The organism is Pseudomonas sp. MF09150 (assembly GCF_059862355.1).
This window is the reverse complement of the sequence record NZ_JCBCUS010000003.1, coordinates 291,821-307,103: the sequence shown is the minus strand read 5'-3', so window position 1 is coordinate 307,103 and position 15,283 is coordinate 291,821. Positions and strand designations below refer to the sequence as shown.

21 protein-coding genes are annotated in these 15,283 nt (G+C 62.4%); 8 read left to right on the top strand and 13 right to left on the bottom strand.

Features of this window, described 5'->3' with window-relative positions; translation table 11 throughout:
- Positions 1-44: 44 nt before the first annotated feature.
- The gene (locus AC19YX_RS14290) at positions 45-239 is read right to left on the bottom strand and encodes a hypothetical protein (protein ID WP_078473520.1); all 195 of its coding nucleotides are present in this window, start codon (positions 237-239) and stop codon (positions 45-47) included.
- On the opposite strand from AC19YX_RS14290, the gene ftsY reads away from it, so the two are divergent.
- The 4 genes from ftsY (at position 238) to rpoH (ending at position 4,428) form a co-directional block, all read left to right on the top strand.
- Positions 238-1,773 carry a signal recognition particle-docking protein FtsY gene (ftsY, locus tag AC19YX_RS14285; RefSeq protein WP_500606492.1) on the top strand — a complete coding sequence of 512 codons (1,536 nt, stop codon included), beginning with the start codon at positions 238-240 and terminating at the stop codon, positions 1,771-1,773. The two genes, AC19YX_RS14290 and ftsY, sit on opposite strands and share 2 nt — an antisense overlap.
- Positions 1,770-2,441, top strand: coding sequence for a cell division ATP-binding protein FtsE (gene ftsE / locus AC19YX_RS14280; protein ID WP_020295825.1), 672 nt, complete (start codon positions 1,770-1,772; stop codon positions 2,439-2,441). Before ftsY ends, ftsE begins: the two co-directional genes overlap by 4 nt.
- Complete coding sequence (gene ftsX, locus AC19YX_RS14275) at positions 2,438-3,460, top strand: permease-like cell division protein FtsX (protein WP_020295824.1); 1,023 nt, start codon at positions 2,438-2,440, stop codon at positions 3,458-3,460. The genes ftsE and ftsX overlap by 4 nt, the downstream gene beginning before the upstream one ends.
- A gap of 113 nt (positions 3,461-3,573) precedes the next feature.
- Entirely contained in the window at positions 3,574-4,428 is an 855-nt protein-coding gene (gene rpoH / locus AC19YX_RS14270) for an RNA polymerase sigma factor RpoH (protein ID WP_020295823.1), read from the top strand.
- Between the two features lie 81 nt (positions 4,429-4,509).
- Here rpoH and mtgA read toward each other — a convergent pair whose 3' ends face one another.
- Entirely contained in the window at positions 4,510-5,232 is a 723-nt protein-coding gene (gene mtgA / locus AC19YX_RS14265; protein ID WP_500606491.1) for a monofunctional biosynthetic peptidoglycan transglycosylase, read from the bottom strand.
- A 74-nt stretch (positions 5,233-5,306) separates the two neighbouring features.
- Between mtgA and AC19YX_RS14260 the strand changes: the two genes are divergently transcribed.
- The 4 genes from AC19YX_RS14260 (at position 5,307) to trmB (ending at position 7,554) form a co-directional block, all read left to right on the top strand.
- Positions 5,307-5,687, top strand: a complete 381-nt coding sequence (locus AC19YX_RS14260) for a DUF423 domain-containing protein (RefSeq protein ID WP_201128415.1) — start codon at positions 5,307-5,309, stop codon at positions 5,685-5,687.
- Between the two features lie 71 nt (positions 5,688-5,758).
- A complete protein-coding gene (gene thiS / locus AC19YX_RS14255; RefSeq protein ID WP_020295820.1) occupies positions 5,759-5,959 on the top strand; it encodes a sulfur carrier protein ThiS in 201 nt (66 codons plus the stop codon).
- Positions 5,960-6,024: 65 nt separating this feature from the next.
- Positions 6,025-6,819, top strand: a complete 795-nt coding sequence (locus AC19YX_RS14250; RefSeq protein WP_161758634.1) for a thiazole synthase — start codon at positions 6,025-6,027, stop codon at positions 6,817-6,819.
- 9 nt (positions 6,820-6,828) lie between these two features.
- The gene (gene trmB, locus AC19YX_RS14245) at positions 6,829-7,554 is read left to right on the top strand and encodes a tRNA (guanosine(46)-N7)-methyltransferase TrmB (RefSeq protein ID WP_421548286.1); all 726 of its coding nucleotides are present in this window, start codon (positions 6,829-6,831) and stop codon (positions 7,552-7,554) included.
- 46 nt (positions 7,555-7,600) lie between these two features.
- Here trmB and AC19YX_RS14240 read toward each other — a convergent pair whose 3' ends face one another.
- From AC19YX_RS14240 to AC19YX_RS14190, 11 genes are all read right to left on the bottom strand, one after another.
- Complete coding sequence (locus AC19YX_RS14240; RefSeq protein WP_500606490.1) at positions 7,601-8,149, bottom strand: RNA 2'-phosphotransferase; 549 nt, start codon at positions 8,147-8,149, stop codon at positions 7,601-7,603.
- 25 nt (positions 8,150-8,174) lie between these two features.
- Positions 8,175-8,498 carry a DUF3392 domain-containing protein gene (locus AC19YX_RS14235; protein WP_020295816.1) on the bottom strand — a complete coding sequence of 108 codons (324 nt, stop codon included), beginning with the start codon at positions 8,496-8,498 and terminating at the stop codon, positions 8,175-8,177.
- A 9-nt stretch (positions 8,499-8,507) separates the two neighbouring features.
- A complete protein-coding gene (gene hemW / locus AC19YX_RS14230; RefSeq protein ID WP_500606489.1) occupies positions 8,508-9,710 on the bottom strand; it encodes a radical SAM family heme chaperone HemW in 1,203 nt (400 codons plus the stop codon).
- Positions 9,707-10,303: an RdgB/HAM1 family non-canonical purine NTP pyrophosphatase gene (gene rdgB / locus AC19YX_RS14225; RefSeq protein ID WP_500606593.1), complete on the bottom strand. Its 597-nt coding sequence runs from the start codon at positions 10,301-10,303 to the stop codon at positions 9,707-9,709. The genes hemW and rdgB overlap by 4 nt, the downstream gene beginning before the upstream one ends.
- A complete protein-coding gene (locus tag AC19YX_RS14220) occupies positions 10,300-10,734 on the bottom strand; it encodes a DUF4426 domain-containing protein (protein ID WP_020295813.1) in 435 nt (144 codons plus the stop codon). The genes rdgB and AC19YX_RS14220 overlap by 4 nt, the downstream gene beginning before the upstream one ends.
- 26 nt (positions 10,735-10,760) lie before the next feature.
- Positions 10,761-11,381 (bottom strand): methionine biosynthesis protein MetW, encoded by a 621-nt coding sequence (metW, locus tag AC19YX_RS14215; RefSeq protein ID WP_078473528.1) that lies wholly within the window; start codon positions 11,379-11,381, stop codon positions 10,761-10,763.
- Between the two features lie 25 nt (positions 11,382-11,406).
- Positions 11,407-12,549 (bottom strand): homoserine O-succinyltransferase MetX, encoded by a 1,143-nt coding sequence (gene metX, locus AC19YX_RS14210; protein ID WP_078473529.1) that lies wholly within the window; start codon positions 12,547-12,549, stop codon positions 11,407-11,409.
- Positions 12,550-12,808: 259 nt separating this feature from the next.
- The gene (locus tag AC19YX_RS14205; protein WP_500606488.1) at positions 12,809-13,102 is read right to left on the bottom strand and encodes a DUF167 domain-containing protein; all 294 of its coding nucleotides are present in this window, start codon (positions 13,100-13,102) and stop codon (positions 12,809-12,811) included.
- Positions 13,103-13,106: 4 nt separating this feature from the next.
- Positions 13,107-13,697, bottom strand: coding sequence for a YggT family protein (locus tag AC19YX_RS14200; RefSeq protein WP_078473531.1), 591 nt, complete (start codon positions 13,695-13,697; stop codon positions 13,107-13,109).
- Positions 13,698-13,708: 11 nt separating this feature from the next.
- On the bottom strand, positions 13,709-14,527 hold the full coding sequence (proC, locus tag AC19YX_RS14195) for a pyrroline-5-carboxylate reductase (RefSeq protein ID WP_201128412.1): 819 nt from the start codon (positions 14,525-14,527) through the stop codon (positions 13,709-13,711).
- A 33-nt stretch (positions 14,528-14,560) separates the two neighbouring features.
- On the bottom strand, positions 14,561-15,259 hold the full coding sequence (locus tag AC19YX_RS14190; protein ID WP_201128410.1) for a YggS family pyridoxal phosphate-dependent enzyme: 699 nt from the start codon (positions 15,257-15,259) through the stop codon (positions 14,561-14,563).
- Positions 15,260-15,283 lie beyond the last annotated feature (24 nt).

Below are 15,283 nucleotides of genomic sequence, written 5' to 3'. Positions count from 1 at the left end.
GCTGGATCAGGTTGTATGGGTTTGCTGCGGAAGGTCGGTTTTTATCAGCTAAACTTCGCTTTTTCGCCGATTTTACCGTTCCAGTCCTGAGTGAAATCGTTCTTTGATGTGCGTGTGGGCACTTCAACAAAATGTTGCGCGTGAACAAGCTGGGTGAAACGCAGTCTGTTCTGCATCGAATATTTATTTACCGAGGCGCCACCTTGGCGCGTCGCTACCTTGAGATAGCCGTCCTCCATGTTTGGTTCCAACGACGACAAGAAGACCCCAGCCCCGGCTGGCGAGAAAAAAAGCCTGTTCGGATGGCTGCGCAAAAAACCGCAGGAAACCGTCGTCGAACAGCCGCAAGCCCTTCCTGAAGCCGCTCCCGAGCCGCTTGCCCAGCCCGCAGCAGAGGTTGAAGCGCCGGCGGCCGTGATCCTGCCGCTGGCCGAGCCGATTCTGCAGCCGGTGGCCGAACCTGCCCCTGAGCCTGCCCCCGCTGCCGAATTGCCGCTGACACCCGCCCCCGAGCACCAACCCTGGCTGACCCTGCCGGTGGCGGAAGAGCCGGTGGCCCTGGTGGAAGACGAGCAGGCCATTGATGTCAGCCCGCCGATCCCGGCCCCGGCGTCCAATGTTGCCCCTGCATTTGAACCAGAGCCGGTGCGGTCGGCGCCTGAAGCGGCGCTGCCGGAGCCGGTTGCACCGGTCTTCGTTGCCCCGCAGCCTGTTGCACCTGCACCTGCACCTGCACCTGCACCTGCACCTGCACCTGCACCTGCACCTGTCGTTGAAGTCGTGGCCGCGCCTGTGGAGATTGCGGTTGCGGTCGAGCCCGCAGCCAGCCCGGCAGAAACCAAAGTCGGTTTCTTCGCCCGCCTTAAGCAGGGCCTGTCCAAGACCAGCGCCAGTATCGGCGAAGGCATGGCCAGCCTGTTCCTGGGCAAGAAAACCATCGATGACGAGCTGCTCGAAGACATCGAGACCCGCCTGCTGACGGCCGACGTGGGCGTTGAAGCCACTTCGGTGATCATCCAGAACCTGACCCAAAAGGTCGCGCGCAAGCAGTTGACCGACGTCGATGCGCTGTACACATCCTTGCAGGCCGAGCTGACCGCCATGCTCAAGCCGGTCGAGCAGCCGTTGCAGATCACCTCGCAGAACAAGCCGTTCGTGATCCTGGTGGTTGGCGTCAACGGCGCCGGCAAGACCACCACCATTGGCAAGCTGGCGAAGAAGCTGCAGCTGGAAGGCAAGAAGGTCATGCTGGCCGCCGGCGATACCTTCCGCGCCGCTGCCGTCGAGCAATTGCAGGTCTGGGGCGAGCGCAACAAGATCCCGGTGATTGCCCAGCACACCGGCGCCGATTCGGCTTCGGTGATCTTCGACGCCGTCCAGGCCGCCAAGGCCCGGGGCATCGATGTGCTGATCGCCGACACCGCCGGCCGCCTGCACACCAAAGACAACCTGATGGAAGAGCTGAAGAAAGTGCGCCGGGTCATCGGCAAGCTGGACGCAGACGCGCCCCATGAAGTGCTGCTGGTGCTTGACGCCGGCACCGGGCAGAACGCCATCAGCCAGGCCAAGCAGTTCCACCAGACCGTGGAATTGACCGGCCTGGCCCTGACCAAGCTCGATGGCACTGCCAAAGGCGGGGTGATCTTCGCCCTGGCCAAGCAGTTCAACCTGCCGATCCGTTATATCGGGGTCGGCGAAGGCATCGATGATTTGCGTACCTTTGAAGCAGAACCCTTTGTCCAGGCACTGTTTGCCGAGCGGGAGCGTTCATGATTCGTTTCGAACAGGTCGGTAAACGCTACCCGAACGGTCACGTCGGCTTGCATGAGCTGAGCTTTCGAGTGCGACGTGGCGAGTTTCTGTTTGTCACTGGCCACTCCGGGGCCGGTAAAAGTACCTTGCTGCGCCTGCTGCTGGCCATGGAGCGCCCGACCACCGGCAAATTGCTGCTGGCCGGACAGGACCTGGGCACCATCAGCAATGCACAGATTCCTTACCTGCGCCGGCAGATCGGCGTGGTGTTCCAGAATCACCAGTTATTGTTCGATCGCACGGTGTTCAACAACGTGGCCCTGCCGCTGCAGATCCTCGGGCTGTCCAAGGCCGAGATCGCCAAGCGTGTGGACTCGGCCCTGGAGCGCGTGGCGCTGTCGGACAAGACCGATCTGTACCCCGGCGACCTCTCCACCGGTCAGCAACAGCGCGTCGGTATTGCCCGCGCCATCGTCCATCGCCCGGCCTTGCTGCTGGCGGACGAACCCACCGGTAACCTCGACCCGCGTCTGGCCGCTGAAATCATGGGTGTGTTCGAAGACATCAACCGCCTGGGCACCAGCGTGCTGATCGCCAGTCACGACCTGGCGCTGATCGCCCGCATGCGCCATCGCATGTTGACCCTGCAACGTGGCCGATTGATCGGCGACGGGGAGGCCGGGGTATGAGTGCCACTCGCAGTCCGAAAGTTGCCGAGCGTGTGGCGCCTAAAGCCTCCGATCCGCAACCCTCGAAGAAAAAGCGCGATGAAGACGACGGCCCGGATTTCGGCACTCAGCTGCATGCCTGGATCGAAAACCACCGCGCCAGCCTGCTCGATAGCCTGCGACGCCTGGGCAAGCAGCCAATCGGCAGCTTTTTTACCTGCCTGGTGATGGCGGTGGCCCTGAGCTTGCCTATGGGTCTGTCGCTGCTGCTGAACAACGTCGAGCGCCTCGGTGGCTCGTGGCAGCGGGCGGCGCAGATTTCCCTGTACCTGCAACTCGACGCCAGCGCCACCGAAGGCGAGAAGCTCAGCGAGCAGATCAAGGGCTTGCCGGGCGTGGCGGATGCCGAGTTCATCAGCAAGGACCGCGCCCTGGAAGAGTTCCAGCAGCAGTCCGGGCTGGGCGATGCGCTCAAGGAGTTGCCGCAGAACCCGTTGCCGGGCGTGGTCCTAGTGACGCCGAATGAAGTCGACAAGGCCACCCTGGAAGCCCTGCGTCAGCGCCTGGCGGATATGCCCAAGGTGCAATTGGCGCAACTGGATCTGGTGTGGGTCGAGCGTCTGGCGGCGATCCTCAAGCTGGGCGACCGGTTTGTCTTCGGACTGACGGTGCTGCTGGTTTCCGCATTACTTTTGGTGATAGGCAATACCATTCGTCTTCATATTGAAAACCGCCGCACAGAGATAGAAGTGATTAAACTCGTCGGCGGCACTGACAGCTATGTACGGCGTCCCTTCCTTTATATGGGCGCGTTGTATGGCTTCGGTGCGGGGCTTCTGTCCTGGGGGGTGCTGGCGTTTGGCCTTGATTGGCTGAACGATGCAGTAGTCGGGCTTGCCGGTTTGTACGGCAGTGATTTTGCCCTGGCGGGTGTACCGCCCGCCGACGGTCTGTCTCTCTTGCTTGGCGCGGTGCTGTTAGGGTATATCGGTGCATGGATTGCGGTCGCTCGACACCTCAGGGAACTGGCGCCGAAGTAGTGTCTTTTTGCTTGTATTGACCTTTCAGCATTTATGGGAACTTGTTCTTCGGTTTCTGGTCAATTTTCGCAGTGCTGAACTGCACGAGTTATGTAAGTCGGAGGTTTTTTCGTATGACCACTTCTTTGCAACCTGCTTATGCCCTAGTCCCAGGCGCAAACCTGGAAGCCTATGTGCACACCGTGAACAGCATTCCATTGCTGACACCGGAGCAGGAGCGTGAACTGGCCGAGAGTCTCTACTATGAGCAGGATCTTGGGGCGGCTCGGCAGATGGTGCTCGCCCACCTGCGTTTTGTTGTACATATCGCCCGTAGCTATTCCGGCTACGGTCTGGCCCAGGCTGACCTGATTCAGGAAGGCAATGTGGGCCTGATGAAAGCGGTCAAACGCTTCAACCCGGAAATGGGTGTGCGCCTGGTGTCCTTTGCCGTGCACTGGATCAAGGCGGAAATTCACGAGTTCATCCTGCGCAACTGGCGCATCGTGAAAGTCGCGACCACCAAGGCCCAGCGCAAGCTGTTCTTCAATCTGCGCAGCCAGAAGAAACGTCTGGCCTGGCTGAACAATGAAGAAGTGCATCGTGTGGCGGAAAGCCTCGGCGTCGAGCCGCGGGAAGTGCGCGAGATGGAAAGTCGCCTGACTGGCCAGGACATGGCGTTCGACCCAGCCGCGGAAGCGGATGACGACAGCGCGTTCCAGTCGCCAGCCAACTACCTGGAAGACCACCGCTACGACCCAGCGCGGCAACTGGAGGATGCGGATTGGAGCGACAACTCCAACCACAACCTGCACGAAGCCCTGGAAGTACTGGACGACCGCAGCCGCGATATCCTCTACCAGCGCTGGCTGGCAGAAGAGAAAGCCACGCTGCACGACCTGGCGCAGAAGTACAACGTGTCGGCCGAGCGGATTCGTCAGCTTGAGAAAAGCGCGATGAACAAGCTGAAGCTGTCGATTGCGGCGTAAGCCCTGGCGCAATAAAAAACGCCCCGGTCATTGATCGGGGCGTTTTTGTTTGTGGGCCAGGGTCATGCTCGTGGCCTTGGGTTACTGCTCCCAGGGCGCCTTGCGCGTGGTGTTGAGGCCGTTGAGGTAATCGACGCCGCCCAGTTGGCTCATCTGCCGGCGAATCCAGCCTGCGCGCTGCGACACATAAGTGGTCGGGTGACTGGCGCTCCAGACTCGCGGGTTGGGCAGCACAGCGGCCAGCAGGCTGGCCTGCTGACGTGACAGCGAACCTGCGCCGATGCCGAAGTGATGACGCGCCGCGGCTTCAGCGCCGAACACACCTTCATCCCACTCCACGCTATTGAGGTACACCTCGAGAATGCGCTGCTTGGGCCAGAAAATCTCGATCAGCCCGGTAAACCAGGCTTCCAGCCCCTTGCGCAGCCAGCTGCGCCCGGACCACAGAAACAGGTTCTTCGACACCTGCTGGCTCAAGGTGCTGGCGCCGCGAATCGAGCCGCCACGTTCGTTATGGGCGAACGCCGCCTGAATGGCGCCGATATCGAAACCCCAGTGCTCGGAGAACTTCTGGTCCTCACCGGCAATGACCGCCACCTTGAGGTCGTCGGAGATCTCGGCCCAGGGTTTCCAGGTGCGTTGCAGGTCGATGGGCTCGCCGTCGACCCAGGATTCGATCTTGCGCTCGATCATCAGCGCCGTGCCGGGGGGCGGCACCACGCGAAATACCAGCACCAGCAGAATGCTGCCGCCTGCGAACCAGAGCAGGGCTTTTGTGACGCGACGGAAAAGTAAACGCAGCATAGAGATGGCTTGGCCGAACCCGTTGAGCGGGCCATTATACAGACCCTGCCCGATGATTCTGACTGGAGTTCCTCATGCTGCGTGGCTTCCTGATGCTGGCTGCCTTTTTCGGCTTTACCGGCGTCGCCCTCGGCGCCTTTGCCGCCCACGGCCTGAAAAACCGCCTGAGTGCCGAATACCTGGCGATTTTCCACACCGGCGTCACTTACCAACTGGTGCATACCCTGGCCCTGTTCGGCGTGGCCCTGCTGGCCGCGCATATTCCCGGGCGCCTGGTGAGCTGGGCCGGAATCTCGTTCGTGGTCGGTATCCTGCTGTTCTCCGGCAGCCTGTATCTGCTGACCCTGACCGGCGTCAGCAAGCTGGGAATCGTCACCCCGTTTGGCGGCCTGGCCTTCCTGCTGGGCTGGTTTTTCCTCGGCCTTGCCGCCTGGCGCATGCAGCTTGCCGTCTGACGCTTGTAGCTGACCTTTGGGGCTCGATCGGGCTAGAATGCTGGCCCCTAAAAATGATGGCGGCCTTGAGCATGCGCATTCAGTTGAACGGTGAGCCCTTTGAATTGCCCGACGGTGCAACCGTCGCGGCCCTGCTGACCCGTCTGGACCTGACCGGACGCCGGATTGCGGTCGAACTCAACCAGGACATCGTTCCGCGCAGCCAGCACGCCGAGACCTCCCTGAATGAAGGCGATCAGGTCGAAGTGGTGCACGCCATTGGCGGCGGCTAACCGTTAAGGTCCGACCCGCGCACCCCAGAATTCTGCAAGAACCTCACCCCAACAGAGGATTTCCGATGAGCAATGTTCGCAGCGACAAGCCCTTCGTCCTGGCCGGTCGTACCTACCAGTCGCGACTGCTGGTAGGCACCGGCAAGTACCGTGACATGGAAGAAACCCGCCTGGCCATCGAGGCCTCGGGCGCCGAGATCGTCACCGTTGCCGTGCGTCGTACCAACATCGGGCAAAACCCGGGTGAGCCGAACCTGCTGGATATCCTGCCGCCGGATCGCTACACCATCCTGCCCAATACCGCCGGTTGCTATGACGCTGTTGAAGCGGTGCGCACCTGCCGCCTGGCCCGTGAGCTGCTCGACGGCCACAACCTGGTGAAGCTCGAAGTCCTGGCCGACCAGAAGACCCTGTTCCCCAACGTCCTGGAAACCCTCAAGGCCGCCGAAGTGCTGGTCAAGGAAGGGTTCGACGTGATGGTCTACACCAGCGATGACCCGATCATCGCCCGCCAGCTGGCGGAAATGGGCTGCATCGCGGTCATGCCGCTGGCGGGCCTGATCGGCACCGGCCTGGGGATCTGCAACCCGTACAACCTGCAGATCATCCTCGAAGAAGCCAAGGTTCCGGTGCTGGTGGATGCCGGCGTCGGCACCGCTTCCGACGCCACCATCGCCATGGAACTGGGCTGCGAGGCGGTGCTGATGAACTCGGCCATCGCCCACGCGCAACAGCCGATCATGATGGCCGAAGCCATGAAACACGCGATTGTCGCGGGCCGCCTGGCGTACCTCGCCGGTCGCATGCCGAAGAAACTCTATGCCAGCGCCTCCTCGCCGCTGGATGGTCTGATCAAGTAAGAGCCATTGATGACTGAATCAAACGACACGCCTATCCAGCCGCAAGAAGGCGAAGAACGCCAACACCGCCGCATCAAGAGCTTCGTGATGCGCGCCGGGCGCATGACCGAAGGCCAGCAGAAAGGCCTGGAACAGGGCACGCCGCTGTTTGTGCTGCCCCTGGCCGATGCACCGGTGGACTTCGACCAGGTGTTCGGCCGCTCCGCGCCGCGCTCCCTGGAAATCGGCTTCGGCATGGGCCACTCGCTGCTGGAAATGGCTGCCGCCTCGCCAGAGCAGGACTTCATTGGCGTCGAGGTGCACCGTCCGGGTGTCGGTGCGTTGCTCAATGGCGTGCTGACTCAAGGTTTGACCAACCTGCGGGTCTACGATTGCGACGCGATCGAAGTGCTCAACCGCTGCATCGCCGACAACAGCCTCGATCGCCTGATGCTGTTTTTCCCCGATCCGTGGCACAAGAGCCGCCATCACAAGCGGCGCATCGTCCAGGCCTCGTTCGCGGAGCTGGTGCGCAGCAAACTTAAGGTAGGCGGCATCCTGCACATGGCCACCGACTGGGAACCCTACGCCGAGTACATGCTGGAAGTGATGGACGTCGCGCCGGGCTACCGCAATCTGGCCGAAGACGGCAAATGCGTGCCGCGCCCGGCCGAACGCCCGATCACCAAGTTCGAACGCCGCGGCGAGCGCCTGGGGCATGGGGTGTGGGATCTGAAGTTTGAAAAGCTGAACTGAACAGCTTGAGTGGATCAGGCTCCCTTGCCACAAGGGAGCCGCTTTCCTACAGGGGTTTGATAAAGCTCACCGGCACCTGCTCGGTCAGCCACACCCCATTCTCCGCCTGATAGAACGTGAAGCCCTGGGCCTGCATGTCTTGCGCGGCAATCTGCAAAATCACCACCTTGCCGTAACGCTGGCCCACGGCGCTGGCGGTTTCCAGATCCTGAGACAGGTGCACGTGATGACGTGAACCCGGGATCAGCCCCTTCTCATTGATCGACTCCATGAACCGCGTGGCAGTGCCGTGGTAGAGGATTGCGGGTGGCTGTCTGGCTTCGAGCTGCAGCTGCACGTCTTTGTTGGAGTGGCCTTGGACGGCGCGGATGCGCTGGCCATCGGCCGACAGGGAAAAGCGCTTCTTGTCGTTGCTGTCGACCACCTGCGCGATCAGTTCCCGGCTCAGTTGCCGCCCGTCCCGGGCCGCGCCGCTGATCAGTGCGTCGATATCGCCCCAGCCCTCAGTGTCCAGTTCAAGTCCTATGGCCTGGGGCTCATGGCGCAGCACGTAGCTGAGAAACTTGCTGGTTTCATCAATGACTTTCTTGCTCATGTTCATCCTTGTTTGCGAACCCGGCTCAGCGGCGATCCGCCACCACCCCGATCAGCACCAGCACCACCAGCAGCACCGGCGCCAGGCTGTAATTGTTGAATTGACTCAGGCCGCGAATGATCCAGGGCGTGGCGTAGATCAGCGCCAGGCCGCTGCCGATCATGCACAGCAGGGCCATCAATGGCACACGCAGGGCGCCGGCCAGGCCGCCCAGGCGTTGCTCGACCCAGCCCTTGATGTCGGCGCCAAACAGCACCAGCAGGCAGCCCACCAGTGCCAGGGCGATTTCCGAGAGGTTGCTGCGACTCCAGCGGGACACCGTGGCGAGCAGATCGAGTACCAGATCCATGGGGTTTCCTTAAGTCAGAAAGTATTGCAGCAAGTCATTGAGGAAGAGTTGTCCGCGGGCGGTTGCCGCCAGGCGTGACGGTTCGACCTGCAACAAGCCACTTTGTTCTGCCTGGCGCCGGGCGTCGGCGAGGCTTTCCAGGCTGAGCCCGGTGCGCTGCGCATAGAGCGCGGCATCGACGCCCTGGGTCAGGCGCAGGGCATTCATCAGGAACTCGAACGGCAGCTCTTCGTTGGCCAGGAGTTTGTCGCCGGCCTTGAACTGTTTTGCCGGGTTCAGGTAGTCCTTGGGCAGACGGGTTTTCCAGGTCCGCACGATGCGCCCGTCCGGGTGGCTGAGCTTGCCGTGGGCGCCGGCGCCGATGCCGATGAAGTCGCCGAAGCTCCAGTAGTTCAGGTTATGCCGCGCTGCGAGGCCCGGCTGGGCGTAGGCCGAGACTTCGTACTGGGCGTAGCCATGCTCGGCGAGCAAGGCCTGGCCGGCTTCCTGGATATCCCACAGGGTGTCGTCTTCCGGCAGCACGGGTGGCTGGTTCCAGAATACGGTGTTGGGCTCCAGGGTCAGCTGGTACCAGGACAGGTGGGTCGGCTGCATGGCGATGGCCTGGCGCAGGTCGCCCAGGGCATCGTCCAGGGACTGATCGGGCAAGCCGTGCATCAGGTCCAGGTTGAAGTTGTCGAAGCCGGCCAGGCGTGCCATATCGGCGGCGCGGATCGCTTCGGCGCCGTTGTGGATCCGTCCCAGGGCCTTGAGCTTGGCCTCCTGGAAGCTCTGGATGCCGATCGACAGCCGATTGATGCCCAGGGCGCGGTAGGCGATGAACTTGTCCTGCTCGAAGGTCCCGGGGTTGGCTTCCAGGGTGATTTCGATATCGGCGGCAAAGCGGATGCGCTGCTCCACCCCCTTGAGCAAGCGGCCCAGGGCTGCGGCGCTGAACAGGCTCGGCGTGCCGCCGCCGAAGAAGATCGAACTCAGCTCGCGGCCGTAGACGGCGTGCAGGTCCTGGTCGAGGTCGGCCAGCAGGGCGTCGACGTACTCTTCTTCCGGCAGCACGGGGCTGGCGGTGTGGGAGTTGAAGTCGCAATACGGGCATTTGCGTACACACCACGGGATGTGGATGTACAGCGCCAGGGGCGGTAACAGGGGAAGGGTCGCCCGGGGCGTGGGCGCAGTGCCGAGAATCAGCGGCTGCGCGGGTGTCTGTGGGGTCATTTCAGGCCCAGACGCTGGCGCAGCAGATCCATTGCACGGGCGCGGTGGCTGATCTGGTTCTTGTCGCCCGGGCTCAGTTCGGCGCTGGAGCACTTGCGCTCCGGGACCCAGAACAGCGGATCGTAGCCAAAACCGTGCTCGCCGCTGGCCGCATGGAGGATGCTCCCGTGCCACAGGCCTTCGCAGAGGATCGGCAGCGGGTCGTCGGCATGCAGTACCAGCGCCAGGACGCAGACGAACTGCGCGCCGCGTTGTTCCTCGGGGACATCCTTGAGAGCCTCCAGCAGCTTGGCGTTGTTCGCCGCGTCGCCTTGGCCATCGGCATAGCGCGCCGAGTAGATGCCCGGTGCGCCGCCGAGGAAGTCCACCGCCAGGCCCGAATCGTCGGCCAGGGCCGGCAGGCCGGAAATACGCGCGGCATTGCGTGCCTTGAGAATGGCGTTCTCGACAAACGACAAACCGGTTTCTTCCGGCTCGATGCTGCTGAACTCGCCGATCGAGCGCAATTGCACCGATGCGCCGAGCATGGCCTGCAGTTCCTTGAGTTTGCCGGCGTTATGGCTGGCCAGTACGAGTTGCGTGAGGTTCATTATTCGCCCGGGAAAAGCTCTTGGTTAAAACTGAAGCTGTTGCTGTCGCCGCCAGTTTGAACGTTGATGGTGAAGGTTCGGGTTTCCTGCTGCTCGACCGGGAACTGGGCGATGTAGTAGATCGCGCCTTGTTCGGTGATTTGCTTGAAGCTCAGCGGGATGCTCTTGCTGGTCAGGTCCTTGACCGTGCCACTGACCTGGGCGACCAGCGGTTTGCCGGCCTTGATCACGGAAACGTTGATCACGCCCTGGTTCTTGCTGCGGATCAGCTCCGCGCTTTTGGCGATGTCCGGTTGCAGGTAGGTCGAGTTGAACGTGTTGTAGTGCACGGTGACGTCACCGAAGACTTCCTTGCGCTCGCCCTTGATGGCCTCGGCGCCCACGGCCGTGAAGCTCAGGCAGGCGGCCAATAGAAAAGTAACCAAGCGACCCATGATCGTTCTCCTTGCTGTGACGTGGATTAAACCGCGACCTTGTGGTCCGCAAGCCCCGGACTGCTGACGCGGTAGATGCCGATCTCTCCTAAGAGATTAGGCCATAGCTTACTGGCCCACCCATGGCGGTGTTGTTGATCGACGGCAAGCCGATCGATGACCCGGGCTTCGCGTTCACGGCACAGCTCTTCGAAATCCTCGAAGGTGCAGAAGTGAATGTTCGGCGTGTTGTACCAGGTGTAGGGCAGGAACTCGGACACCGGCATCCGGCCTTTGCTCGCCAGGTACCAGCGGCAGCGCCAGTGGCCGAAGTTGGGGAAGGTGATGATGCACTGGCGGCCGACCCTGAGCATTTCGTCGAGGATCCGGTCCGGGTAGTGCACGGCCTGCAGGGCCTGGGTCATGACCACTACGTCGAAGCTGTTGCTGGCGAAGTTGCCCAGGCCCTTGTCCAGGTCCTGCTCGATGACGTTGATGCCCTTGGCCACGCACTGGGCAATGTTGTCCGGGTCGTTTTCCAGGCCGTAGCCGGTGACTTGCTTGTGGTCGCGCAGCCAGGTCAGCAGTTCGCCGTCGCCGCAGCCGAGGTCGAGCACGCGGCTGCCGGCGGGGATCCATTCCTGGATGATTTCCAGATCGGCTCTCATGCCGTCCTCCCCAAGTGATAGCGGCTCATATAAGCGCAATCCGATTCATGTAGTTGCTGAAGGCCTGCAAGTAACGCGGGATCGGGATCAAGAAGGCGTCGTGGCCCTGGGGCGCATCGATTTCCAGGTAGCAGACGTCTTTTTTCGCCGCCATCAACGCGTCCACCAATTCCCGGGAGCGGGCCGGGGAGAAGCGCCAGTCGGTGGTGAAGGACATCACGCAGAACTTGGCGGTGGCGTTGGCGAAGGTTTTCGCCAGGTTATCGTCGAAGTTCGCCGCAGGATCGAAGTAGTCCAGCGCCTTGGTCATCAACAGATAGGTGTTGGCGTCGAAGCGTCCGGAGAACTCCTCGCCCTGGTAGCGCAGGTAGCTTTCGACCTGGAACTCGACACTGTGGAAGTCGTAGTTGAGCTTTTCGCTCTTCAGGCCACGGCCGAATTTTTCGCCCATGGAGTCGTCGGACAGGTAAGTGATGTGCCCGACCATGCGCGCCAGCATCAGGCCGCGCTTGGGGATCACCCCGTGTTCCTGGAACGATCCGCCGTGGAATTCGGGGTCGGTGAGGATCGCCTGGCGCGCCACTTCGTTGAAGGCAATATTCTGCGCCGACAACTTGGGCGCCGAGGCGATCGCCAGGCAGTGGCGTACCCGATCCGGGTAGGTGATGGTCCATTGCAGGGCCTGCATGCCGCCCAGGCTGCCGCCGATCACGGCGGCCCATTGCTGGATGCCGAGACGGTCGGCCAGCCGGGCCTGGCTGTGTACCCAGTCTTCCACGGTCAGTACCGGGAAGTCGGCACCGAAGGGCTTGCCGGTTTCCGGGTTGATGCTGCTGGGGCCGGTGGAGCCGTTGCAGCCGCCGAGGTTGTTCAGGCTGACCACGAAGAACTTGTTGGTGTCGATGGGCTTGCCGGGGCCGATGCAGCTGTCCCACCAGCCCGGCTTGCGGTCTTCGGCGCTGTGAAAGCCAGCAGCGTGATGATGGCCGGACAGGGCATGGCAGATCAGCACGGCATTGCTGGCCGTGGCGTTCAGTTCGCCATAGGTTTCGAAGATCAGGTCATAAGCCGGCAGCGAGCGACCGCAGGCCAGGGCCAGGGGATCGCTGAAGTGCGCCAGTTGCGGCGTGATCAGACCAACGGAATCGGGGGGAAAGGCAGTTGGCATCGACCCTGCTCTCATTTAAATGAGGCGTAAGTCTAAAGACCGCTGCCCCCAGCGGCAAGCAAAGGCCGGGCCTGATTATTTCGTGCGTTGTAGCCGCTGCCGAAGGCTCGGGCCGGGATCGGGCGCTGGCTGTAACTGGTGTCGCGGGTGTGTCTGGCAAATTGAGGGTGTGGGTGCGGGCCAGCGCAGTCTCGCGGGCTTGGCAACGGCTACAGGTGTGGACGCCGGAATCGAGGGTGCTGCGCAGAAACCGTACAGATCAGGTCGGGCGGGTCAGGTCGGGCAGGTCCGGGAGCTTTTTGGGGGCTTTGATCCGGACCCGCTTTTGCCGGTTCAGCTCGCCGCTGATCAGGCTGACCTGGCTTTTCGAGACGCCGAACGCGTTGGCCAGGAACGCCATCAGGTAGGCGTTGGCCTTGCCCTCGACGGGCGGCGCGGTCAGGCGGATTTTCAGCCGGTCACCATGCAGCCCGGCGAAGTCATCGCTGCGGGCCGCAGGTTGCAGGTGGCACTCCAGAATCAGGTCGTCACCGTCCCAGCGAAAGTAGCTCACCGGGTCAGATCAGCAGGCGCAGGATGTCCGGCATCATGGTCATCGCCGCCAGGTTGTTGATCACCAGCATGTCCAGCAGCTTGAGCACCATGAACGCCAGGATCGGCGAGATATCCAGGCCGCCCATGCTCGGCAGGATCTTGCGGAACGGCGCCAGGGCCGGCTCGCAGATCTGGTTCACCAGTTCAGCACCCGGGTTATGGCTGCCCGGAGCGACCCACGACAGGATCACGCTGATGATCAGGGCGAAGAAGAAGATCTTCAAAAACAGCGCGGTCACGCCAATGATCGACCAGATCAGCAGTTGCAGCGGGTTGCCGGTGGTGCCGTAGGTCAGCAGCAGGGTCAGCGCCATCAGTGCCAGTTGCACGATGATCGCCAGTACCAGCGACGACATGTCCAGCCCAAACAGGCTCGGGATGATCCGGCGCAGCGGCTTGAGCAACGGCTGGGTGGCGCGCACGATGAACTGGCACAACGGGTTGTAGAAGTTGGCGCGGACCAGTTGCAGCACAAAACGCAGCAGCACGACCAGCAGGTACAGGCTGCCAAGGGTTTGCAGCACATACACCGCTGCAGTATTCAATCCAATCATCAGTGGCTCCTTTATTGGCCCAGTTGTTCGGCCATTTCGGCCGAGCGGTGCGCGGCGGCACCCAGTGCTTTTTCCACCAGGGCTTCGAAGCCCCCGGCCTGGAACGATTTGATGGCGGCTTCAGTGGTGCCGGCCGGCGAGGTGACACGGCGGCGCAGCTCGGCGGCATCGACCTCGCTGGAGACGGCCATGTGCGCGGCGCCCAGGGCGGTTTGCAGGGTCAGCTTGGCGGCAATTTCCCGAGGCAGGCCGAGCTTCTCGCCGGCGGCGGTCATGGCTTCGATCAGCAGGAAGAAGTACGCCGGCCCACTGCCGGACACCGCAGTCACCGCGTCCAGTTGCTGTTCTTCATCAAGCCACAGGGCAATGCCGACGGCCGACAGCAACTCTTGGGCCTGCTGGCGCTGTTCGGCGCTCACCTGGGCGGTGGCGAACAGGCCGCTGACGCCCTGGCGCAGCAGCGCCGGCGTGTTGGGCATGCAGCGCACGATGGGCTGGGCGCCGAGCCAGTTGTTCATGCTGGCGCAGGTGATGCCGGCGGCGATTGAAACCACCAGTTGCGAAGCGTGAAGGCTTGGGCGCAAGGCCTCGCATACGGCCTTCATGGCCTGGGGCTTGACCGCCAGGACGATGACGTCGGCGCCCTGGATGGCCTCGGCGTTGTCGGCGAACACCTCAATGCCGTGTTCAGCCTGGACCCGGGCCCGGGTTTCGGCCCCCGGGTCGCTGGCGCGGATCTGCGCGGCGTCCAGGCCCTTGGCGCGCAGGCCCCCAATCAAGCTGGCAGCCATGTTGCCGGCGCCGATAAAGGCGATACGAGTCTTGCTCATGTCAGGTCCTTATAGAGAGGTAAGTCAGCCACGTCAGGGCTGGCCATAGTCGCGGGCACCAAACAGCGCGGTACCGATCCGCACCCAGGTGGCGCCTTGGGCGATGGCCGCTTCGAGGTCGTGGCTCATGCCCATGGAAAGTGTGTCGAGCGGCAGATTCAAACGCTGTTGCAGGTTGTTGTTCAGTGCCTGCACGGCAGCAAAGGCAGCATCCTGGGCGGCACGATCTTCGGTCGGCTCGGGTATCGCCATCAGCCCGCGCAGTTGCAGGCGCGGCAGGGCGCTGATGGCGCTGGCCAGGGCCGGCAGATCGGCTGGGGTGCAACCGGACTTGCTGGCCTCGCCGCTGACGTTGACCTGAATGCAGATATTCAACGGCGGCAGGTGTTCAGGGCGTTGCTCGGACAGGCGTTGTGCGATTTTCAGGCGATCCACGGAGTGCACCCAGTCGAAATGTTCAGCGATAGGTCGCGTCTTGTTCGATTGAATGGGGCCGATGAAGTGCCAACACAAGGGCAGGTCGGCCAGTTCGAGCTGTTTGCCCAGGGCTTCCTGCAGGTAGTTCTCGCCGAAGTCGCGCAAGCCGGCAGCGTGGGCTTCACGCAGGGCAGCGGCGGGTTTGGTCTTGCTCACGGCGAGCAGGTGAATGCTGTTTACATCTCGTTGCGAAGCCTGCGCCGCAGCGCGGATCCGCGCGCCGACCAGTGCGATGTTGTCTGCTATCGTGGACATTCAATGTGCGCCAGCGGGTCTTGG